Source organism: Kribbella sp. NPDC023972, from assembly GCF_040639075.1.
Lineage (GTDB): Bacteria > Actinomycetota > Actinomycetes > Propionibacteriales > Kribbellaceae > Kribbella.
In genome coordinates this window covers 206,058-228,148 of the sequence record NZ_JBEZZH010000008.1, presented here as the reverse complement: position 1 = coordinate 228,148, position 22,091 = coordinate 206,058, and the positions used below count along the sequence as shown (strand labels likewise).

Genomic DNA, 22,091 nt, shown 5'->3' with positions numbered 1-22,091 from the left:
GGTCAGGTGCGTCTTGCCAGGACGTGGAACCAGAGTCCGATCCGCGTCTCACCGCGGGTGAGGTGCTCGACAGTCCAGCCGGTGGCCGTGAGCAGGTCGCGCAGGGGATCCTCCTGCCACAGGACGAAGTGGCGGGGCAGATCGAGGTTGCGGTTGGACCACTCCTCGCCCTTGCCCTCGCGGGTGGTGAAGGCGAGCACCGGTGCGGCCCGCGGCGCCTTCCGGAGCACCTCGGCGAGCTGTGCGCGGTCGAAATGCAGGAACACCGCGTCGGCGAACACCGCGTCGTACGGGCCGCCGAAGTCGTCCGTGATCGCGTTCAGCCGGTCGGCGTCGTACCCGTCGGCACGCATCATCTCGACGAACGCCTGCGCCGCGTCGGTACGCCGTACCACGAAACCCCGCCGCTCCAGCTCGATCGCGTCGCGGCCGGTCCCGCTGCCGAGCTCCAGCACGTAGGCCCTGGGGCGGAGCGTCGCCGCGAGTGGATCGATCAGCAGCAGGTTGGGCTCCTCGGGGATCGACTCCCGGAAGCGCTCAGCGGCCTGCTCGTACGTCGCCAGCGTCAGCTCGTTGTCACTCGGCACCCGCGTCCACCCGTCGCCGGTGTGCTCGACGATCGCGGGCAGCCGGAGCCCGAGATCGACGCCGAGCACGACCACGGTCTCGCCCCGGTGCAGGTCCGCGATCGCCCGCAGCTCGTCGTCGGGACGCCGTACCAGCTCCGGTACGACGGTCAGCCGCACGCCGAGCCGATCCGCCAGCCGCGTCCCGGCGGCCGCCTCGAAGGGGCCCGCGTACACCTGAGCGACCCGCTCCCCGACCGCTGCCTCCACCAGGTCGCCTGGGAGCAGCAGAATCCGCGCGGGACACATGAGGTTCATCCGCGCACGTACTCCAGCGCCTCGGCGGCGAACTCCGGCCAGACCGCGGCCTGACTCAGCGGGATCAGCACCCACTCCTTCATCGGGCGGCCCATGCCGGGGTCGAACGGCTCCGCCCCCGGCAGGCTGAGCGCCTTCGCCCGCGGCGTCGGAGGCAGCTTGAACGTCATCGCGTCGCCGTACATCCCGGCGACCACCTTGCGCCCGATCTTGAGACACGGCATGCCGAACATGCTGCCCCGGACCACTCCGGCCGACTCCAGTCCGGCCGCGACCGCGTCGTACTCCGCCACCGCCTGCTCGCTGACCTTCGGCATCATCCCCCCAGCCTGCCACCCCACCCGGCCGGCCGGGATGGGTTCCGCCCCAATTGTCGACTACGGTGCTTTCTCGTGCGCTTGGTGATTGCTACCTGTTCTGTGGATTACTCCGGTCGGTTGACGGCTCATTTGCCGATGGCGCCGCGGTTGCTGATGGTGAAGGCGGACGGGTCCGTGCTGATCCACGCCGACGGCGGCTCGTACAAGCCGCTCAACTGGATGTCGCCGCCGTGCAGGCTGAGCGAGGAGGAGGGGGTCTGGAGTGTCACCAACAAGGCGGGTGAGGAGCTCCGGATCACCATCGAGGAGGTGCACAGCGACACGGCGTACGAGCTGGGCACCGACCCCGGCCTGATCAAGGACGGCGTCGAGGCGCACCTGCAGGAGCTGCTGGCCGAGCACGTCCACACCTTCGGCGAGGGCTGGACGCTGGTCCGGCGCGAGTACCCGACCGCGATCGGCCCGGTCGACCTGCTCTGCCGCGACGCGGACGGCAAGCACGTCGCGGTCGAGATCAAGCGCCGCGGCGAGATCGACGGCGTCGAGCAGCTGACCCGGTACGTCGAGCTGCTCAACCGCGACCCGATGCTGGCCCCGGTCCGCGGTATCTTCGCCGCCCAGCTGATCAAGCCGCAGGCGAAGGTCCTGGCCACCGACCGCGGCCTGGAGTGCCTGACCGTCGACTACGACACCCTGCGCGGCATGGAGTCCGACGTACTGCGCCTCTTCTGACCAGGAGCCGACCGGGCTGGGGTTGCTCTACTCGGTCGGTCTCCTGGCGATCATCGCCGGCCTCGTGGCCGTCGGCACCGGCAAGACCACAGCACTCGGTGTGGGGATTTCCCTCACGTTGGGTGGCAGGAGTAAGGTCCACGCCCGACACCGGTCTGGCCGCCTCCTGTCGATACAGGGGAATTTGCCCGATTTCGGGCAGATGCTTTGCGTTGGCCCGGGAAACACTGCACAGTTGACGAGTGATCAGTGAGGCGGCGGCGGGTCCGGTGGACGAACTCGCCGAACAGATCAGCCGGACCACCGGCCTCCCGCCGGACGACGCGCGGCGGGTGGTCGCCGACGTCCTGGCCTACTTCACCGAGACGACCGAGGAGTACGTCCGGCGCCGGCACCGTGAGCTGCAGACCTACGGTGCTCGCAACGACGAGATCTTCGCCCGGCTCGGCACCGAGCTCCGGCACTGGCCGGTCCGCTCACCCGAACTCTCCGCCCGGCAGCTGCGACGGATCGTCTACGGCTGACAGCGAGTACACGTGAGCCCGCCGAGCGGCGGGCCCTCTCCACGACAACCTCCGAAAGGCATGAACACATGTGCGGAATCGTCGGGTACGTCGGCACCAAGCCGGCCGCGCCCATCCTGGTGGACGGACTGGCGCGGCTGGAATACCGCGGCTACGACTCGGCGGGTGTCGCCGTACTGGGGTCCAGTGAGCTGAAGGTGCACAAGGACGCCGGCCGGGTCCGCGAGCTGGAGGCGTCGCTACCCAAGCGGTTCGGCGGCAAGCTCGGTATCGGCCACACCCGGTGGGCGACGCACGGCGGCCCGAGCAAGGACAACGCCCACCCGCACGTGAGCGGCAACGAGCGGATCGCGGTCGTGCACAACGGCATCTTCGACAACGCCGCCGCACTGCGCGCCCAACTGGAGGACGCCGGCGTCAAGCTGCGCTCCGAGACCGACACCGAGGTGCTCGCGCACCTGATCGAGCAGGCCGAGGGCGACACGCTCGAGGACAAGGTGCTGGCCAGCCTGCGCCGGATCGAGGGCACCTACGGCATCGCCGTGATCGACCTGGACTTCCCGGACCGGATCGTGGTCGCCCGCAACGGCAGCCCGCTGATCCTCGGCATCGGCGACGGCGAGATGCATGTCGCCTCCGACGCGGCCGCGCTGATCCGCTACACCCGCCAGGTCGTCTATCTGGACGACGGCGAACTGGCCACCGTCCGCGCGGACGGCTACCGCACCTTCACCCAGGACGCCCGGTCCACCACCAAGACCGCGAGCATGGTCGAGTGGACCGCCGACGAGTACGAGCGCGGCCTGCACGAGCACTTCATGATGAAGGAGATCCACGAGCAGCCGGAGGCCGTCCAGCGCGCCATCCGCGGCCGGCTGGACGAGCGCTTCCACACCGTCCACCTGGGCGGCCTGAACATGGACGCGCGGGAGGCCCGGGAGATCAAGCGGGTCAAGATCCTCGGCTGTGGTTCGGCGTACTACGCCGGCCAGATGGGCGCGCAGTTCATCGAGGAGGTGGCCCGGATCCCCGCCGACGCCGAGCCGGCCTCGGAGTTCCGCTACCGCAACCCGGTGGTCGAGCGGGACACCCTGTACATCGCGGTCAGCCAGTCCGGTGAGACGCTCGACACCCTGGTCGCCGTCCAGGAGCTGAAGCGCAAGGGCGGCCGGGTGATCGGCCTGGTCAACGCGGTCGGCTCCAGCATCGCCCGGGAGGTCGACGGCGGTGTCTACCTGCACGCCGGCCCGGAGGTCTCGGTCGCCTCGACCAAGGCGCTGACCAACATGGCGGTCGCGTTCGCGATGCTCGGCATCCACCTCGGCCGGATCCGCGACGTCTCCCCCGCCGACGGCCGCCGGCTGATCGAGGGCCTGAAGAAGATCCCGTCGCAGATCGCCGCGATCGTCGCCCAGGAGGAGGAGCTGGCCAAGATCGCCGATCGGCTGGCACAGCACGAGAGCCTGTTCTTCGTCGGCCGGACCCGCGGCTACCCGGTCGCCCGCGAGGGCGCGCAGAAGCTGAAGGAGATCTCCTACCGGCACGCCGAGGCGTACCAGACCTCGGAGCTGAAGCACGGCCCGCTGGCGCTCATCTCGCCGGACGTGCCGAGTGTCGCGATCGTGCCGGACGACGAGCTGCTCGACCGCAACATCGGCGCGCTGCACGAGATCGGCGCCCGCTCCGGTCCGCTGTACGTCGTCACGCACCCGGGCGTGGACGTGCCGGACGGGGTGGCTGCGAAGATCGTCGTACCGAAGAACGAGCCGGAACTCGACCCGATCCTGCTCACCATCCCGCTGCAGATCATCGCGTACTACGCGGCCGTTGCCCTCGGCCACGACGTCGACAAGCCACGCAACCTGGCGAAGTCCGTCACGGTCGAGTGACCATCCACTGACGTCGGCAGCCCCCGCTCCACTTGGCGGGGGCTGCGGCGTTTCAGAACCGGCTGTCAGATCTGCTGGCCGTGGGACGGCTTGCGGTCGGCTTTCACAGCAGCCACCCGGGCACCGTCGTTGCCTGCACTGGCCGCCCCGCCGCTCCGCCCGCCGCGGGTGCCCTCGAAAGCGAACCGGAACGCCACCGCCGGCCGGTTTGCGTCCTTCTGCCGGGCGCGTTCCGCGCCCAGTCCCTTGTACGGGTGCAGGCCGAAGTCGTTCACCAGCCGGCGGCAGACCTCGACGCCGCGCACCGAGTTGCCGGCCTCGTCGAGCCGGGGCGAGAAGACCACGACGGCCATCCGCTTCTCCGGCACCACCATCATCACGTTGCCGGAGACACCGCTCTTGGCGGGCAGCCCGACCACGTCTGCGAACTTGCCGGAGTCGTTGTACATCCCGCTGTGCCCCATCACGGACAACACGCGCCCGGTGGTTTCCTGCGAGAACACCCGCTCACCCGAGTACGGCGCGACTCCGCCATTGGCCAGCGTGGCACCCGCGGCGGCCAGCCGCGACGCGTCAACGCCGAGCGAGCAGACCTGGAAGTAGAACTCCGCCGCCTGCTCGGGAGTCGGAGCCTTGAGCCGATTCTCGGCGGCCATCAGGCTTGCCAGCCCACGGTTCCCGTTGCCGGTGGCCCGCTCGGCCAGGAAGGTCTCGACGTCGGAGCCCGGCGGCCGGCCGCCCATCATCGCGGTCCAGGTCCGTTTGACCGTGCCCATCCGGGTGGAATCGTCTCGGTCGGAGTCGACCAGCGCGAGAGTCGCGATGGCTCCGGCGTTGATCATCGGGTTGAGCGGCCTGCGCTGCGCGTCCAGGGAGAGCTTGTAGTCGTTGAAGGTACCGCCACTCTGCTCCTGGCCGACCCACTCGTGCACTTCGTCCGCGCCGAGCTCCTCCAGTGCCATCGCATAGCTGAACGGCTTCGAGGTCGACTGCACGCTGAACTCGAGCTGGGTGTCACCTACCTCGAACACCTGGCCGTCCGCCGTGCAGATCGCGATGCCGAACCGCTCCGGATCGGCGTTCTTCAGCGTCGGGATGTACTGGGCGACCTGGCCATCCTGGTTCGGCAGCACGTCCGCGTAGATCCGCTCGATGCCCCGGCTGAGCTCGGCGAACTCCGACGGCGACACCGCCAGGTCGCCCGCCAGGGCCCGCTGCACCACGCCGTCGCCGTGCTGCGCGATCTGGACGAACCGCTGGTAGTCGATCTGCACCGGCTGCGTGTCGATCCCCGGTGGGCGGCCGTCGGGACCGCGCAGGTCCGCGAGCGCCGCCCGGACCCTCGGGTCGCCCGGCTGGATCCCGGCACGTCCCAGCGGGCTGAGCAGCTCCCAGGTCCAGAGGTGGCCGTCAGCGTCCTTGTCGAGCGATTCGAACAGCCGGCGGTGCGCCAACTCCGACACATCCATCGCTGATGCCCCTTCCCCAGAAGACAAGTCCTCGTCACGAGCGCGCACGCGACGACGCTGTCGGGCGGAACAGCAGCCTTTCCGGTTCGTGTTTCCGGGCCGAATCCGGCGTGTTACGGCCGGATCAAACGCGCGTTGGCCGGGGGTGGTCGCGGGCCGATCAACAGTCGTCAGACACGTTGCTGACTTGTATGATGACTGGATGCCGAGTGATCAGATCCGCCACGTCCGTCTCTCGTCCGTCGTCCTCCCGCTCGACCAGCCGATCAGCGATGCCAAGGTGCTGACCGGCCGGCAGAAGCCGATGACCGAGATCGTGTTCCTGTTCGCGGAGATCGCGACCGCGCAGGATCAGCACGGCATCGGGTTCAGCTACTCCAAGCGGGCCGGTGGGCCGGCGCAGTACGCGCATGCCAAGGAGGTCGCGGCCGGGCTGATCGGCGCGGATCCTTCGGATATCCCGAAGGTGTACGACAAGCTGTTGTGGGCCGGCGCCTCGGTCGGGCGGTCGGGGGTGGCGACACAGGCGATCGCGGCGATCGACATCGCGTTGTGGGACCTGAAGGCCAAGCGGGCCGGTCTGCCGCTGGCGAAGCTGCTCGGCGCGCATCGCGACTCGGTGCGCGCGTACAACACCTCGGGCGGGTTCCTGCACGCGCCGATCGAGGAGGTCAAGGAGCGCGCGTCGAAGTCGCTCGCGGACGGGATCGGCGGGATCAAGATCAAGGTCGGCCAGCCGGACACCCGGATCGACCTGGACCGGGTCCGCGCCGTCCGCGAGCACCTCGGCGACGACGTACCGCTGATGGTCGATGCCAACCAGCAGTGGGACCGGCCGACGGCGCTACGGTTCGGGCGCGTGCTGGAGGAGTTCGGCCTGGTCTGGATCGAGGAGCCGCTCGACGCGTACGACGCCGAAGGACACGCGCAACTGGCCGCCGCACTGGACACCCCGATCGCGACCGGAGAGATGCTGTCCAGCGTCACCGAGCACGTCCGGCTGATCGACGCCCGCGCCGCCGACATCATCCAGCCCGACGCCCCGCGCATCGGCGGTATCACCCCCTTCCTCCGTCTGGCCGCGCTGGCCGACCACAACGGCCTTCAGCTGGCTCCGCACTTCGCGATGGAGATCCATCTCCACCTGGCGGCGGCGTACCCGCGCGAGCCGTGGGTCGAGCACTTCGAGTGGCTGAATCCCTTGTTCAACGAGCGTCTGGAGACGCTGGACGGCCGCATGCTGGTCCCGGACCGTCCCGGTCTCGGCTTCACCACGAGCGAGCAGTGCGCGGCGTGGACGGTCGACTCCTGCGAGTTCGGCACCCGATGAGCGCCGCGCCGGACGGGCTGGACCGCGGCGCCGCGCGCGGACTCGCGCACGAGCTGGTCGAGCGGTTGAAGGGGCGGATGCTCAGTGGCGAGCTGGCTCCGGGAGACAGGCTGCCCACCGAGAGCACCTTGGTGGCGGAGTTCGGGGTCAGCCGGACGGTGGTACGGGAGGCGATTTCGCGGTTGCAGGCCGCGGGGCTGGTGGAGACGTTCCAGGGGCGCGGGTCGTTCGTGCTCGAGGTGCCGGAACGGGCCTCCGGCCTCCGCGAGGTGCGCTCGCATCGGGATGTGGTGGAGTTGCTCGACTTCCGGATCGGGGTCGAGAGTGAAGCGGCCGGGCTGGCGGCGGTACGGCGTACCGACCACCAACTGAAGGCGATCGAGCGGGCGCTGGACGACTTCCGGCGGATCGGGGACGACCCGAGCCGGTCGGTCGAGGCGGACTTCGCGTTCCACCTGAAGGTCGCGGCCGCGTCCGGGAACCGCTTCTACACCGAGCTGATCGACTCCCTCGGGCCGATGATGATCATGCTGCCGCGCACCCGCCTCGATCCGGCGTACGAGATGTCCGACGCGACCCACCTGACCCGCGTCGTGCTCGAGCACGAGAACATCTACGCCGCGATCACCCGGTCCGACCCTGACGCGGCGCGAGCGGCGGCGCGGGTGCACTTGTCGAACACCCGCCACCGCCTCACCAGCGAGCGGTATTCGGACTGAAGTCTGGCCGCACGGTCCGCATGTACGACGTGTCGTCGCGCTTGCGGATCCCGCAGGACAGGTACTGCTCGTGCAACCGCCCGAGCTCATCGAGGTCCAGCTCGACACCCAGTCCGGGACCGTCGGGCACCCGGACGCTGCCGTCGACGAACGACAACACACCAGGTTTGATCAGGTCCTCGGTTTTCCACGGGTAGTGCGTGTCGCACGCGTAGGTCAGGTTCGGCGTCGCCGCGGCGAGGTGTGTCATCGCGGCCAGGCTGATGCCGAGATGCGAGTTGCTGTGCATCGACAACCCCATCCCGAACGTGTCGCAGATCCCGGCCAGCAGCTGCGACCGCCGCAGCCCGCCCCAGTAGTGGTGATCCGACAGCACCACCTGTACGGCGTCCGCGAGCACCGACGGCTTCAGGTGGTTGAAGGCGATCACACACATGTTGGTCGCCAACGGGATGTCGGTCTGCGCGGCGACCGCGGCCATACCGGGGATCCCGGGGGTCGGATCCTCCAGGTACTCGATCACGCCGGTGAGCTCCTTGGCGACTCGCACCGAGGTCTCGACCGTCCACGCGCAGTTCGGATCGATCCGCAGCTTGTGGTCCGGGAAGGCCGCCGCGAGCGCCCGCACCGCTTCGACCTCCTGGGCCGGCTCGAACACGCCACCCTTCAGCTTGATCGCGGTGAATCCATACTGGTCAACCATTGATCGGGCTTGATCAACAATTCCAGCCGGATCAAGAGCCGCACCCCACGCATCCGCGTCACCAGCCGGATGTGCCGCCCACTTGTAGAACAGGTAAGCACTGAACGGCACCGACTCCCGCACCGCACCACCCAGCAGGTCCACCACCGGCCGGCCGAGCTGCTTGCCTTGGATGTCCAGCAGGGCGACCTCGAACGGCGACAGCACGACGTCGGCCGGGTCCTGCAGGTTCAGCATCCCGCCGACCGTCGTACCTCCACCGGACAGCACCTCGACCACCAGGCGCCGCAGTCCGTTGAGATCGAAGACATCCAACCCAAGCAGTACGTCGGCCACCGCGCCGAGACGGGCCAGATGCGCGTCATCGGCGTACGTCTCCCCCAGCCCCACACATCCGTCATCGGTGTGCACCTGGACGATCGTGCGCAGCGCGAACGGCTCGTGCACTCCGACCACGTTGAGCAGCGGCGGATCCGCGAACGCAACCGGCGTCAGCTCAACCCTGGAAATCCTGGTCACACCAGCTCCTTCTGCCGGGACTTGCGCCGGACCAGGTGGCGCACCGCGGGGAATGCGAGTACGACGATCAGCGCGAACAGCACCGTGCCCGAGATGGGCCGGGTGAAGAAACCGGCCGGGTTGCCGCCGAAGATCAGCAGCGACTGCCGGACCGCGATCTCCATCACGCTGCCGAGCACGAACGCCAGCACCAGCGGCCCGGGCTCGAACCCGAACTTCTTCATCAGGTAGCCGAGCACGCCGAACACGATCACCAGGAAGATGTCGAAGACCTGGTTGGCCACCGTGTAGACACCCAGCAGCGTGATCAGCACCGTGATCGGCGCCAGGATCGCCGGCCGCACCCGCAGGATCCGGACGAACAGGCCGACCATCGGGATGCTCATGATCAGCAACAGGATGTTGCCGATGTACATCGAGTTCACCACACCCCAGAACAGGTCCGGGTGTTCCGACACGAGTTGCGGCCCCGGCGGAATGCCCTGGATCAGCAGTGCGCCGAACATCAGCGCCATGGTCGCGTTGGCCGGGATGCCCAACGTCAGCAACGGGATGAACGACGACGTCGCCGCCGCGTTGTTCGCGGTCTCCGGCGCCGCGACACCCTCGATCGCACCCCGTCCGAACCGCTCCGGCTGCTTGGCCCGCCGCTTCTCGACCGCGTAGGCGACCAGTGACGACAGCGTCGCCCCGCCACCCGGCAGCACGCCGAGAACGAACCCGATCACCGAACCGCGGCCGATCGCGCCCCGCGACTGGCGCAGATCCTGCCGCGACGGCCACACGTTCGCGACCTTGGCCGGCGCCTGCACCTTGTGGTGCCGCTCCTCCAGGTTGTAGAGGATCTCACCGAGCCCGAACAGCCCCATCGCGATCGGCACGAAGTCGATGCCGTCGGCAAGGTTCAGGCTGTCGAACGTGAAGCGGCTCGCTCCGGTGAAGGTGTCCCGGCCGACCGTTGCCAGCAGCAACCCGAGTCCGGCCGCGATGACCGACTTCAGCCGGCCGCCGTTGCCCACCGTCGCGACCAGCAGGACGCCGAACAGCGACAACGCGGCGTACTCCGGCGGGCCGAAGTCCAGCGCGACCTCGGCGACCAGCGGGGCGAGCAGGGTGAGGCCGATGATGGAGACCGTGCCGCCGAAGAACGACCCGATCGCGGCGATGCCGAGCGCCGTACCGGCCTTGCCCTGTTTGGCCAGCGCGAAACCGTCGAACACGGTGACCACCGACGAGGCCTCGCCGGGCAGCCGGAGCAGCACGGAGGTGATGGTGCCGCCGTACTGCGCGCCGTAGAAGATGCCGGCCAGCATGATGATCGCGGACACCGGCTCGACGCCGTACGTGATCGGCAGCAGGATCGCGATGGTGGCGGCCGGGCCGAGACCGGGCAGGACACCGATCAGCATGCCGATGACCACACCGGCGAGACAGTAGAGCAGGTTGGCCGGCTCGAGGACGACGCCGAAGCCGTCGATCACCGGGGTGAGGCCATCCATCAGATCAACCTTGGCAGCGGAATCTGCAACAGCAGCACGAACAGGACGTAGAACCCGGCAACCGTGCCCACGCTGATGGCGACCGACGGGAACCACCGCTGCCTGCCGAGGAACCGCAACCACACGAACGTCAGCAACAGCGAGGGGATCTCGAACCCGATCAACGGCAGCGCGAAGGCGAACAGCACCAGCGTCAGTACGGCGATCGCCGTCAAAACACTCGACCGGGAGAACTTCTCGGTGTCCGTCCCGCCCCGGCCGACGAGTGCCAGCACCACCGACAGTACGGCGATCAGCGCGCTGACGACGAACGGCCACAACCCAGGCCCGGGCGCTGTCAGCCGGCCGAGGCCGAGTGTCAGCGAACCGATCACGCCCGCCACGCCGATCAGCCCGGTGACGACGGCCGCGCCCAGCTGGGACCACGGCCCGGCATGCGGCGGCCGGTCCTCAGCAAGTTCCGCTCGCAAGGCCTCTTCGTCGATGACCTCGGCCATCTACTTCTTGCCTGCCAGCGAGATGCCGTACTGGTCGAGCTGTGCCTTGTACTTCGTCGCGTAATCGTCGAGGATCTTGCGCACCTCGTCCGGCGACACCTCGATCGGGGTCAGGCAGTGGCCGTCGTTGAACTTCTTGTACGCCTCGGTCGCGTAGGTCTTGTTCGCCGCGTCGGCCAGCTTCGTCTTCACGTCCTCCGGCGTACCCTTCGGCGCGGTCAGGAAGCGGTACTGCGAGACGACGACGTCGTACCCCTGCTCCTTCGCGGTCGGGACGTCGGGCAGGAACTTGATCCGCGCGTCAGAGAACACCGCCAGCGGGACGACCTTCTTGGCCTTGATCTGCTCGATGCTGTCCCCGACCTGGATCGTTGCCACGTCGACCTGACTGCCGAGCAGCGCGGTCAGCGCCGGCGCACCGCCGTCGAACGGTACGTCGGTGGACGGGATGCCGGCCTGCTTGAAGGTCAGTGCCGAGGCCAGTTGCGCGCCGGTGCCGACACCGGTGGTGCCGTACTTGATGTTCTTGCCGGACTTCTTCAGGTCGGCGATCGACGTGTGACCGGAGCCGACCGGTGCGATCAGGACGTAGTCGTCCTGGGAGATGCCGCCGATCAGGTCGAAGTCGTCGAGCTTCACCGCCTCGTTCGCGGACACCGCGAGCGGGGTGATGGTGAACAGCGAGGCGTTCTGGACGGCGATCTTGTACCCGTCCGGCTTGGCCGACTGCAGTTCCTTGGCGTTCAGCGCACCGTTCGCACCGGGCTTGTTCACCACCGGCACCGAAACGCCCATCTCCTTGCCGAGCCCCTCCGCGATGGCCCGGGTGATCAGGTCTGTGCTGCCACCGGGCGAAGCGCCGACACTCATCTGGATGTTGCCGGTCGGATAGTCGCCCTCTCCGCCGGTGGAGGTGGTCTTCACCCCGCCACAGGCGGTCAGTACGACGGATGCCGTCAGGCCGGCGGCCGCGCTCACCAGTGCGCGGCGGCTCAACTGGGTGGACATCATCGGAGATCCTCCTCCTTCGCGGAGAGTATTAGGCGGGGCCGATTGCGTGAGCGTAGGGAGGCCCGATAATGCGTGTCCAAGGCCGATAAGGCATCGAGTGATACCTTTCGGGAATCATGTTCTCGCTCGACCAACTGAGTGCCTTCGTGGCCGTCGCCGAGGAACTGCACTTCGGCCGCGCCGCCGAGCGACTCAACATGACCCAGCCCCCGCTGAGCCGGCAGGTCCAGAAGCTGGAGCGGGCCGTCGGCGTCCGGCTGCTCGAGCGGGACAACCGCCGGGTGGTGCTGACCGAGGCCGGCCGGGCCTTCCTGGCCGAGGCCCGCCGCCTGCTCGCGCTCGTCGAGACCGCCGGCGACCTGGCCCGCCGGGTCGACCGGGGCGCCGCCGGGACGCTACGGCTCGGCTTCACCGCGACCTCGGCGATCCGCACGCTCGGCCCGCTGCTCCGGCGGATCTCCGAGGAGTTGCCGGACGTGGACGTGATCCTGCAGGAGCGCGTCACGCCGGCGCAGGTCGACGGTCTGCTGCGGGGTGAGCTGGACCTGGGACTGGGCCGGCCGCCCTTCGACTCCCGGCTGCTGGACTCCCGGATCGTGTTCCGGGAGGCGCTGCGCGCCGTTGTCCCGAGCAACCATCGGCTCGCGCTGCTCGGCCGGCCGCTGACCCCGGCCGACTTCGCCGGTGAGCAGGTGATCAGCTACTCGCCGACCCAGGCCCGCTACTTCCACGAGCTGACGGTCCGGTTCCTCACCGACTCCCATCCGCGGATCGAGCAGCGGGTCCAGCAGATCCTCACCGTGATCCTGCTGGTCGCGGCCGGTCGCGGGGTCGCTCTGGTCCCCGCGTCGGCGCGCAGCCTCGGCGTCGAGGGCGTGACGTACTGCGAGGTCGGCGTACCGGGTGAGCCGGTCGAACTGCACGCGATCTGGAACCGCGAGGCAACCAACCCGGTCCTGCACCGAGTCCTCACGATGCTCTCAGAGCATGAATAGATCCAAAAATGATCTTGGACAGGCATCGGAAAGCGTTTCTACTGTGACGGCGTGACCCACTACTCCCCTGCCGAACTCGCCGCTCAGCTCAAGACCGGACTGCTGTCGTTCCCGGTCACGCACTTCCACGACGACCTGAGCTTCAACGAAGCCGGTTACCGCGAGCACCTGTCCTGGCTCAGCCAGTACGACGTGGCCGGCCTGTTCGCCGCGGGCGGCACCGGGGAGGGCTTCTCGCTGACCTCGGCCGAGATCGACACGGTCGTCCGTACGGCGGTGTCCGAGGTCAACGGCAAGGTCCCGGTGATCGCACCCGCCACCGGGGGTACGGCAACCGCGATCGCCCAGGCCCAGGCCGCCGAGGCCGCCGGCGCGGACGGTGTGCTGCTGCTTCCGCCGTACCTGACCGAAGCGGGTCAGCGTGGTTTGATCGAGCACGTGTCCGCCGTCTGCCGCAGTACGTCGCTCGGCGTCACCGTCTACAGCCGGGCCAACGCGATCCTGACCGATGTCTCGGTCGCGGAACTTGCCGAGCGCAACGAGAACCTGGTCTGCCTCAAGGACGGCGTCGGGAACATCGAGCTGATGACCCGCACCTACGCCCGCGTCGGCGACCGGCTCACCTACATCGGCGGACTGCCGACCGCGGAGACCTTCGCGCTGCCGCTGCTGCAACTCGGCGTCAGCACCTACTCGTCGGCGATCTTCAACTTCGTCCCCGAGTTCGCCCTCGGCTTCTACGCCGACGTGCTGGCCCAGGACCGCGCCACCGTGTACCGCAAGCTGAACGAGTTCATCCTGCCCTACCTGGACATCCGGGACCGGACGAAGGGGTACGCCGTCTCGATCGTCAAGGCCGGCGTCACCGCGATCGGCCGCTCCGCCGGCCCGGTCCGCCCACCGCTGCAGAACCTGACCGCCGACGAACTGGCCGAGCTCACCGACCTGATCGGCAAGATCAGGTGACACCCACCATCACGTCCGTCGAGGTCGTGCCCGTCGCCGGGTACGACAGCATGCTGCTCAACCTGAGCGGCGCGCACGGGCCGTTCTTCACCCGGAACGTCGTCATCGTGACCGACAGCTCCGGTCACACGGGTCTCGGCGAGGTTCCGGGGGGCGGGAGCATCGCGTCGACGATCTCCGAGGCGGCGGAGCTCCTGGTGGGCAAGGAGATCTCCCGTTATCGGCAACTGCTGCGCGTGGTGGGGCGGACCTTCGCCGACCGCGATGCGGGCGGGCGTGGCCTGCAGACGTTCGACCTGCGTACGACGGTGCACGCGGTGACGGGGCTGGAGTCCGCGCTCCTCGATCTGCTCGGGCAGCATCTCGGCGTACCGGTGGCCGAGCTGTTGGGCGACGGGCAGCAGCGCGAGCGTGTGCCGGTGCTCGGCTATCTGTTCTATGTCGGCGATCCCGCGAGCACGGACCTGCCCTACCTGACCGGTGACGGGTTCGGTGATCGCTGGTCGGCGTTGCGACGGCAGTCGGCGTTGACGCCGGCTGCGGTGGTGGCGCTCGCGGAGGCGGCACAGGAGCGGTACGGCTTCGCCGACTTCAAGCTCAAGGGGGGCGTGTTCGACGGCGCAGCCGAGATCGAGGCGGTGACCGCGCTGGCGAAGCGCTTCCCGTCGGCGCGGATCACGGTCGACCCCAACGGCGCCTGGCCGGTGCGCGAGGCGATCGCGTTGTGTTCGGGGCTGGACGACGTACTCGCGTATGTCGAGGATCCCTGTGGCGCCGAGCCGGGGTTCTCCGGCCGGGAGACGATGGCGGAGTTCCGGCGCGCGACGGGCCTGCGTACGGCGACCAACATGATCGCGACCGATTGGCGCGAACTGGCGCACGCGGTCCGCGCCGGCGCGGTGGACATCCCGCTCGCGGATCCGCACTTCTGGACGATGGCCGGGTCGGTGCGGGTGGCTCAGTTGTGCAACGACTTCGGGCTGACCTGGGGATCGCACTCGAACAACCACTTCGACATCTCGCTGGCGATGTTCACCCACGTCGGCGCGGCCGCGCCGGGTGAGATCACCGCGCTGGACACGCACTGGATCTGGCAGGACGGCCAGGCACTGACCAAGGAGCCGCTGCGGATCGTCGACGGCGCGATCGCCGTACCAACTGCTCCTGGGTTGGGAGTCACACTGGATCGCGATGCCCTCCAGGCCGCGCACGAGCTCTACCTGACGCACGGCCTCGGTGCACGCGACGACGCAGTGGCGATGCAGTGCCTGATCAAGAACTGGACCTTCGACCCGAAACGCCCCTGCCTGGTCCGGTGATGTTCACCGTGTGTTGCCCGGGGTAGGTTTCGATCGGTTGCAGACGTCCAGACCTCGCCGGAGGAACGCCCATGCGCTGGCAGAAGCCACTCGCCGCTGCTGTTGTCCTGACCGCCCTCACCACCACGTTGACCGCTTCGGCCACCCCGAATCCCGGTGGCGGCACCTGCTCGCCGGATGCCCGGTTCCTCGGGTTCAGTGACGCGCTGGACAAGACAGACTTCGACGGCCAGCGAGTGGCCGGGTTGTCGGCGCTGGACGTGACCGGCCGCAACAGCGCGGTGGCATTGGTCGACAACGTCGGGACGACGCCGGCGCGGGTCTTCGACCTGAAGATCAGCAGCAAGCCGACGATCAGTGTGAACGGGATGACGATCCTGCGGCGTCCGGACGGTACGCCGTACACGGGCGCTGACTTCGACGGTGAGGGACTGGTCGTCGAGCGCGGTGAGCGGACGATCCTCGCGACGTCCGAGCGGGAGCCGTCAATCCGCCGCTTCCGGTTGTCGGACGGGCTGCAGCTCGGCTCGCTGCCGGTGCCCGCGCGCTTCCAGGTCGCGCCCGCCGGCGAGGCGGCGACCAACGCGACCTTCGAATCGCTCGCGGCCGGCTTGGACGGGCGGTCGCTGTACGCCGGGATGGAAGGCCCGCTCGCGCCCGACGGCACCGACGCGGACGGACGCTCGCGGAACCGCATCATCCGGTACGCCGGCCAGCCGGGCCACGACTACCAACCGGTCGCACAGTATGCCTACAAGACTGACCCGGGGTTGTCGCTGGTCGAGCTGGCGGCGGTGGACCGGGACGAGCTGGTATCGATGGAGCGCACCTTCGTACCCGGCGTGGGTAACACGATCCGCGTGTTCACGGTGTCGCTGCGACGCGCCGTCGACGTGACCGCGCAGGCGTCACTGGCCGAGGCGCCGGAGACGGTGTTCCTGCAGAAGAAGCTGCTGTTCGACCTGGTGAACTGCCCGCCGTCGGGCGCCGTCGCCAAGCAGCCGCAGCCGAATCCGCTGCTGGACAACGTGGAAGCCCTTACTCTGGGCGGCTACCTGCCGGGCGGTCGGCGGCAGCTCTACCTGCTCTCGGACGACAACAACGGCACCAGCCAGATCACCCGCTTCTACTCGTTGGCGGTCGACCTGCACTGACGCCACGTGGCGTGAGACCGCCGGGCACGTCACAATGTGTGAATGCGCGTGATCGTGGTCGGTGCGGGCGTGATCGGGCTGAGCTGTGCGGTGCGGCTGGCCGAGGGTGGCTACGACGTGGCCGTGCTGGCCCGCGACCTGCCACTGGAGACGACCTCGGCGGTGGCGGCCGCGATCTGGTACCCGTACCTGTCCGCGCCCGGGGACCGCGTCGCGGCCTGGTCCAGGGCGTCGTACGAGGAGTTCGCCAAGCTGGCCGAGCTCGAGCCGTCCGTGCGGATGCGGCACGGGCGCGAGTTCCTGGTGCACCGTACGCCGGATCCGCGCTGGGCCGACGTACTCCCTGATCTGACCAGGGTCGCGTCGCCGCCGGCCGGGTTCGAGGACGGGTGGTCGTTCACCGCACCGGTGATCGAGATGCCGGCCTACCTTCAGTCGCTGGTCAAGCGCCTCGAGCAGGCCGGCGGGACGTTGACCCGCGCGGCGCTGTCGGCGCTGCCCACCTCGGCCGACGTGGTCGTCAACTGCACCGGCCTCGGGGCCCGCCTGACCGCCTCCGACCCGACCGTCACCCCGGTCCGCGGCCAGGTGATGACGGTCGAGCAGTGCGGGCTGACCGACTGGCTGATCGCCGATCGTGCGCCCGGCGACCTCACCTACGTCATCCCGCGCGAGAAGGATGTCGTTGTCGGCGGCACCAGCGAGCCCGGCAGCTGGAACCTCGCCGTCGACCCGGCGGCCGCGGACCAGATCCTCACCCACGCCGCGGAACTGGTTCCCCAGCTCCGCAAGGCGAAGATCCTGCGCCATCGTGTCGGGCTCCGTCCGGCCCGCCCGGCCATCCGCTGCGAGCTCGTCCGCACCACCACGGGCGAGCCCGTCATCCACTGCTACGGCCACGGCGGCTCCGGCGTGACGCTGTCCTGGGGCTGTGCCAATGAGGTCTTAGAGCTGATCCATGGAATCTGATCGGCCGATCATCCTCGACGGCGGGATGTCGAACGCACTGGAGGACCGGGGCCACGACCTGTCCGACGCGCTGTGGTCAGCGCGCCTGCTGCGGGACGCACCTGCAGAGATTGCCGCGGTCCACCGCGCGTACTACGAAGCCGGTGCGATGGTGGCCACGACGGCCAGCTATCAAGCGAGCGTGGCAGGTTTCGAGCGCTTCGGGGTCGCGCGGGACGAGGCTGAGCGCTTGATCGGCGACAGTGTCCGGATCGCCCGCGAGGTCCGGGACTCGTTGCCCGGCGAAAGGCGGCTGGTGGCTGCTTCGGTGGGGCCGTACGGCGCCGTGCTCGCGGACGGCTCGGAGTATCGCGGCAGGTACGGCGTGAGCGCCGCGGCCCTGCGTGATTTCCACGGCCCTCGGATGGAGCTGCTGATCGAGGCCGGCCCTGACCTGCTCGCCGTCGAGACCATCCCGGACGTCGACGAGGCGACGGTGCTCGTCGAATTGCTGGCCGAGCTGGACTTCCCCGCCTGGTTCTCGTACTCGATCGTGGGATCCCGGACCCGGGCCGGTCAGCCGTTGACCGACGCCTTCGCCGTCGCCGGCATCGAGCAGGTGGTTGCTGTAGGCATCAACTGCTGCGCGCCGGACGACGTACAGCCGGCGGTCGAGACGGCCGTCGCTGTCACCGGAAAGCCGGCTGTTGCCTACCCCAACAGTGGCGAGTCCTGGGACGCAGGCGGCCGCCGATGGACCGGGGACGCGTCCGGCAGTGCAGGCCTCGCGCCCGGGTGGCTGACGGCCGGTGCGACATACATCGGCGGCTGCTGCCGAGTCGGCCCGGCCGACATCCGTGCGCTGGCTCAGACGCTAGACACCTAACACCTGGCATAACAGGTCCAGGGCACCGGGGTAGGCGTGGTCGGGTGGGGTGCCGTAGCCGACGATGACTGCCTGGCGGGTGGCTGGGGTGGGGTTGAAGTGGTAGTTACTCAGGGTGGTGAGGCCGAGGCCTTGCCGGGCGGCGCGGGCGACGATGTCCTCGGCGTCGCCGGGGACGTCGAGGAGGACATGCAGGCCGGCGGAGATGCCGGCGACCTTGACTTCGGGCGCGCGGACGGCGAGGAGCTGGACCAGGCGGTCGCGGCGTCGCCGGTAGTGCAGGCGGGATCGCCGTACCTGGCGGTCGTAGTGGCCTGAGGCAATGAACTCCGCGAGGGTCAGCTGGTCCAGCGTCGCGGTCTGGTAGTCCGCGGTCCGCTTGGCGGCGACCACCGGCTCGATCAGCCGCTGCGGCAACACCATCCAGGCCAGCCGAAGCCCGGGCGCGAGGCTCTTGCTCGCGGTGCCGGTGTAGACGACCCGCTCGGGATCCAGCGCCTGCAGGGCACCCACCGCTTGACGGTCGTACCGGAACTCACCGTCGTAGTCGTCCTCGATCAGCACCGCTCCGGCTTCCCGCGCCCACTCGACAGCCGCCGTACGACGCTCAGGCGCTAGCGGGACGCCCGTCGGCATCTGGTGCGCGGGAGTGAGCAAGGCACCCTGACCGGACAGGCCGGAGACACAGGCGCCCAACTCATCGACCGGGACCGGCACCGGCTCGAGACCCCGCGACCGGACCACGTCCAGGTGCAACGTGTACCCGAACTCCTCGACCGACACCGTCGTGCCGCCCTGCGACTTCAGCACCTCGCTGAGCAGGCTCAACGCCTGCACATAGCCCGAGCAGATCAGGATCCGCTCCGGATCGGCTCGGACTCCGCGGGCCCGGGCGAGGTAGCCCGCGAGCATGCGGCGCAACTCGATCCGGCCGCGCGGATCGCCGTACCCGAAGGCCTCGTTGGGTGCCGAGGGCAACGCCTTGCGCGCGGCGGCGAGCCACTCACTCCGCGGGAACGTGGACAGATCGGGCGCACCGGGCGTCAGGTCGTACCGGTAGCTCTTTGCCTTCGACAACGAAGCGGACAGCGACGGTACGGCGTCCGGCGGCGGGCCGGCGCGGTTGGCCACGACCGTGCCGGAGCCCTGGCGAGCGGTCAGCCAGCCCTCGGCGACCAGCTGCCCGTACGCGTCGGCGACCGTGTTGCGGGCGATGCCGAGATCCTTCGCGAGCGACCGCGACGACGGCAGCCGGGTCCCGGCCGGCAGTCGCCCGCTCCGGATCGAGTCGTGCAACGCCCGGACCAGGTCGTTCCGCCCGCGCGTCGCCGCCAGATCCAGATGCAGGTCAGCTCCGGCAGCATCAGGCGCTGAATCCTCCATGGAAGTGGAGCTTATGTGACCCGGCGTCGGTCGTTACCAGTCCGAGCCGCGAACCGGAAGCCGCGTGCACAGGAGCTGAGCACGACAGGAACATGCCTGCCGGCGCAGCGTCGAGGCTGACGATCGCCGGGCCAGCGACCGCTCCCACCGGTACGGCGGCGACTGCGAGCAGGTGGCACGGATCGATCGGCGAATATTGCCGGAACGGATGATGCGAAAGGATTTCACGGCGGCCCCCTCAGGATACTTGTTTGATGCACCGCCGGGGACGGAAGTTATCTCTTCGGCTGGTGATTCCAGTAGTATTTCCGGCCGAATCGGCATGAGCCTGGACCTGCTGCACAACGGCAGCAGGTCCAGTAACTCGAGCATTACCAGCGGTGGGCGACGTCCACCACGATGCGACTGGTGGAGCCTTGACCGGCGAGGGTGAAGACCCGGAACGGCAGCCGGGCACGGACGCCGAGCCCGATCGTGGTCTCACCTTCGAAACTGCCGGCATCCGCGACCTGCCGGAAGGTCCGGTAGCCGCGCACGTTGGTCAGTTCGTTGTGGTTCGCCGGGTTGTAGGTGCTGCGGTAGTCGTTGTCGTACGACGGCACCGAGAGGATGATCTCCAGCTTGGCGCCTCCGCGCAGCGGCACGAGCCTGCCTTCTCCCACGGTGTAGACGTTCGGAACGTAGCGCACGAGGAACCAGGACGGCTTCCCCTTGACGTCGAACACGATGCGGTCGAAACAGGCATGCTGACCGGTCCAAACGTTCGTCAGGTGGCCGGCACCGCGGAGGTTGCTTGATTCGGGCAACGATCCCCAGCCGGTGGGGCAGGTGCTGGTGGCGGCTGTCGTGACGACTGCCTTGGACGGCCCGGCCAGCGCCGGCACGGCGACGGCGCCCGCCGGGACCGCAGCGACGGCCAGGATGGCAAAAGCAGTGCGGATCGGTCGGTGAATCGGCTTTCGGATGGCGTGGATCAACTTCACAATTTGTCCCCCCTTTGAGACACCTGTTAGATGCGCCCACGTGGCGCGAAGTTGCACAACGCCACAAGGATTTCAGGTGCCCGAGCCGCCACGCAGCGCGATCAGTCCCGCTTCCACTGGCGGGTCGCGTGGGGAATATTTTTTCGATCGGGCGGTGTTTCAGCCTATAGACACTGATTTGCCGTCATCGTGACCAGCGCCTGGACCCGCGCAGCGATGCCATCCAAGCGCCGGCGGCCAAGCCGGCCATCACGATTCGAGGACCCCGATGGCACCGACCACTGCCCTGGTGCGCCGCACCACCAAACCCCGAGGCAGCGACTTCGCTCCGCTCCTGCGCGAGATCAAGACCTCCGGCCTGCTGGAACGCCGTACCGGCCGCTACCTTGTCTCGATCGTCGTCAACCTGCTCTGCCTGGCCGCGGTCGCCGCCGGACTGCTCCTGCTCGGCAACTCCTGGCTCGTGCTGCTGCTCGCCGTACCGGCCGCGATCTTCACCACCCGGGCGGCCTTCTTCGGCCACGATGCAGGCCACCAGCAGATCGGGCGCTCCCGCCGTCTCCACGACGCCATCGGCCGACTGCACGCCAACTTGTTGCTCGGGATGAGCTACGGCTGGTGGAACGACAAGCACAACCGGCACCATGCCAACCCGAACCACACAGACAAGGATCCGGACGTCGCGGCAGGCGTACTGGTCTGGACGCTCGACCAGGCCGAAGGCCGCACCGGCCTGCACGGCTGGCTCAGCCGCAACCAGGCGCGGATCTTCTTCCCACTGCTGACCCTCGAAGGGATCAGCCTGAAGATCTCCAGCATCGCCTACCTGCTCGGCCGCCGGCCGCGTCGTACCGCCGCGGTCGAACTCGGCCTGATCGCCGTCCATCTGACTGCGTACTTCGGTGGACTACTGCTCATCATGTCGCCGCCGAAAGCCATCGCCTTCGCCCTGCTTCACCACGCCCTGTTCGGGCTTCATCTCGGCAGTGTGTTCGCCCCGAACCACAAGGGCATGGAGATGCCCGCGGCCGGCACCCAGTGGGGTCACCTCGAGAAGCAGGTCCGCACGTCCCGGAACGTCAACGGCAACCTGGTCACTGACTGGCTGATGGGCGGCCTGAACTACCAGATCGAGCACCACTTGTTCCCGAACATGCCCCGCGCCAATCTGCGCCACGCACAAGGCGCCGTCCGTGCCCACTGCCAGCACATCGGGGTTCCGTACCTGTCCACCGGGATCATCGACTCCTATGCCCAGGGGTTACGCCACATGCACGCCGTCGGTGACCGCCTTCGCCAAGCGACCACCCTCCCGGCCGCGACGGCTGCGACAGCGGCGCAGACCTCATGAGGATGGCTGA

21 protein-coding genes are annotated in these 22,091 nt (G+C 68.7%); 12 read left to right on the top strand and 9 right to left on the bottom strand.

Annotated elements, in window-relative coordinates:
• Nucleotides 1-2 precede the first annotated feature (2 nt).
• Together AB0F43_RS29255 and AB0F43_RS29250 are read right to left on the bottom strand one after the other, a co-directional pair.
• Nucleotides 3-884 carry a class I SAM-dependent methyltransferase gene (locus AB0F43_RS29255; protein ID WP_360483782.1) on the bottom strand — a complete coding sequence of 294 codons (882 nt, stop codon included), beginning with the start codon at nt 882-884 and terminating at the stop codon, nt 3-5.
• Nucleotides 881-1,204 (bottom strand): hypothetical protein, encoded by a 324-nt coding sequence (locus AB0F43_RS29250; RefSeq protein ID WP_360483779.1) that lies wholly within the window; start codon nt 1,202-1,204, stop codon nt 881-883. The genes AB0F43_RS29255 and AB0F43_RS29250 overlap by 4 nt, the downstream gene beginning before the upstream one ends.
• A gap of 72 nt (nt 1,205-1,276) precedes the next feature.
• Here AB0F43_RS29250 and nucS point away from each other — a divergent pair, with 72 nt between their 5' ends.
• The 3 genes from nucS (at nt 1,277) to glmS (ending at nt 4,349) form a co-directional block, all read left to right on the top strand.
• A complete protein-coding gene (nucS, locus tag AB0F43_RS29245; protein WP_360483776.1) occupies nt 1,277-1,936 on the top strand; it encodes an endonuclease NucS in 660 nt (219 codons plus the stop codon).
• Nucleotides 1,937-2,181: 245 nt separating this feature from the next.
• Nucleotides 2,182-2,460 carry a hypothetical protein gene (locus AB0F43_RS29240; protein WP_132315215.1) on the top strand — a complete coding sequence of 93 codons (279 nt, stop codon included), beginning with the start codon at nt 2,182-2,184 and terminating at the stop codon, nt 2,458-2,460.
• Between the two features lie 68 nt (nt 2,461-2,528).
• Nucleotides 2,529-4,349, top strand: coding sequence for a glutamine--fructose-6-phosphate transaminase (isomerizing) (gene glmS / locus AB0F43_RS29235; RefSeq protein WP_360483773.1), 1,821 nt, complete (start codon nt 2,529-2,531; stop codon nt 4,347-4,349).
• A gap of 65 nt (nt 4,350-4,414) precedes the next feature.
• On the opposite strand, the gene glsA is transcribed toward glmS, so the two are convergent.
• Nucleotides 4,415-5,818, bottom strand: a complete 1,404-nt coding sequence (glsA, locus tag AB0F43_RS29230) for a glutaminase A (protein ID WP_360483770.1) — start codon at nt 5,816-5,818, stop codon at nt 4,415-4,417.
• Nucleotides 5,819-6,020: 202 nt separating this feature from the next.
• Between glsA and AB0F43_RS29225 the strand changes: the two genes are divergently transcribed.
• Nucleotides 6,021-7,148, top strand: coding sequence for a mandelate racemase/muconate lactonizing enzyme family protein (locus AB0F43_RS29225; protein WP_360483767.1), 1,128 nt, complete (start codon nt 6,021-6,023; stop codon nt 7,146-7,148).
• A complete protein-coding gene (locus AB0F43_RS29220; protein ID WP_360483764.1) occupies nt 7,112-7,867 on the top strand; it encodes a FadR/GntR family transcriptional regulator in 756 nt (251 codons plus the stop codon). The genes AB0F43_RS29225 and AB0F43_RS29220 overlap by 37 nt, the downstream gene beginning before the upstream one ends.
• On the opposite strand, the gene AB0F43_RS29215 is transcribed toward AB0F43_RS29220, so the two are convergent.
• The 4 genes from AB0F43_RS29215 to AB0F43_RS29200 are packed head-to-tail and all read right to left on the bottom strand — an operon-like array spanning nt 7,842 to nt 12,096.
• The gene (locus AB0F43_RS29215; protein WP_360483761.1) at nt 7,842-9,089 is read right to left on the bottom strand and encodes a glucarate dehydratase family protein; all 1,248 of its coding nucleotides are present in this window, start codon (nt 9,087-9,089) and stop codon (nt 7,842-7,844) included. The two genes, AB0F43_RS29220 and AB0F43_RS29215, sit on opposite strands and share 26 nt — an antisense overlap.
• Nucleotides 9,086-10,588, bottom strand: coding sequence for a tripartite tricarboxylate transporter permease (locus AB0F43_RS29210; RefSeq protein WP_360483758.1), 1,503 nt, complete (start codon nt 10,586-10,588; stop codon nt 9,086-9,088). Before AB0F43_RS29210 ends, AB0F43_RS29215 begins: the two co-directional genes overlap by 4 nt.
• The gene (locus AB0F43_RS29205) at nt 10,588-11,085 is read right to left on the bottom strand and encodes a tripartite tricarboxylate transporter TctB family protein (RefSeq protein WP_360483755.1); all 498 of its coding nucleotides are present in this window, start codon (nt 11,083-11,085) and stop codon (nt 10,588-10,590) included. Before AB0F43_RS29205 ends, AB0F43_RS29210 begins: the two co-directional genes overlap by 1 nt.
• Nucleotides 11,086-12,096 carry a tripartite tricarboxylate transporter substrate binding protein gene (locus tag AB0F43_RS29200; protein ID WP_360483752.1) on the bottom strand — a complete coding sequence of 337 codons (1,011 nt, stop codon included), beginning with the start codon at nt 12,094-12,096 and terminating at the stop codon, nt 11,086-11,088.
• 116 nt (nt 12,097-12,212) lie between these two features.
• Here AB0F43_RS29200 and AB0F43_RS29195 point away from each other — a divergent pair, with 116 nt between their 5' ends.
• The 6 genes from AB0F43_RS29195 (at nt 12,213) to mmuM (ending at nt 18,364) form a co-directional block, all read left to right on the top strand.
• Complete coding sequence (locus AB0F43_RS29195) at nt 12,213-13,091, top strand: LysR family transcriptional regulator (RefSeq protein WP_360483749.1); 879 nt, start codon at nt 12,213-12,215, stop codon at nt 13,089-13,091.
• A 51-nt stretch (nt 13,092-13,142) separates the two neighbouring features.
• Complete coding sequence (gene kdgD / locus AB0F43_RS29190) at nt 13,143-14,057, top strand: 5-dehydro-4-deoxyglucarate dehydratase (protein ID WP_360483746.1); 915 nt, start codon at nt 13,143-13,145, stop codon at nt 14,055-14,057.
• Nucleotides 14,054-15,376, top strand: a complete 1,323-nt coding sequence (locus tag AB0F43_RS29185) for an enolase C-terminal domain-like protein (RefSeq protein ID WP_360483743.1) — start codon at nt 14,054-14,056, stop codon at nt 15,374-15,376. Before kdgD ends, AB0F43_RS29185 begins: the two co-directional genes overlap by 4 nt.
• A gap of 71 nt (nt 15,377-15,447) precedes the next feature.
• Entirely contained in the window at nt 15,448-16,530 is a 1,083-nt protein-coding gene (locus AB0F43_RS29180; protein ID WP_360483740.1) for an esterase-like activity of phytase family protein, read from the top strand.
• Between the two features lie 42 nt (nt 16,531-16,572).
• Nucleotides 16,573-17,499, top strand: coding sequence for an FAD-dependent oxidoreductase (locus AB0F43_RS29175; protein WP_360483737.1), 927 nt, complete (start codon nt 16,573-16,575; stop codon nt 17,497-17,499).
• The gene (gene mmuM / locus AB0F43_RS29170; protein ID WP_360483734.1) at nt 17,489-18,364 is read left to right on the top strand and encodes a homocysteine S-methyltransferase; all 876 of its coding nucleotides are present in this window, start codon (nt 17,489-17,491) and stop codon (nt 18,362-18,364) included. Before AB0F43_RS29175 ends, mmuM begins: the two co-directional genes overlap by 11 nt.
• On the opposite strand, the gene AB0F43_RS29165 is transcribed toward mmuM, so the two are convergent.
• Complete coding sequence (locus AB0F43_RS29165; RefSeq protein ID WP_360483731.1) at nt 18,353-19,747, bottom strand: PLP-dependent aminotransferase family protein; 1,395 nt, start codon at nt 19,745-19,747, stop codon at nt 18,353-18,355. The genes mmuM and AB0F43_RS29165 overlap by 12 nt on opposite strands.
• Before the next feature lie 371 nt (nt 19,748-20,118).
• The gene (locus AB0F43_RS29160) at nt 20,119-20,730 is read right to left on the bottom strand and encodes a hypothetical protein (RefSeq protein WP_360483728.1); all 612 of its coding nucleotides are present in this window, start codon (nt 20,728-20,730) and stop codon (nt 20,119-20,121) included.
• Between the two features lie 268 nt (nt 20,731-20,998).
• Here AB0F43_RS29160 and AB0F43_RS29155 point away from each other — a divergent pair, with 268 nt between their 5' ends.
• Nucleotides 20,999-22,081, top strand: coding sequence for an acyl-CoA desaturase (locus AB0F43_RS29155; RefSeq protein WP_360483725.1), 1,083 nt, complete (start codon nt 20,999-21,001; stop codon nt 22,079-22,081).
• The last annotated feature ends 10 nt before the right edge of the window (nt 22,082-22,091 follow it).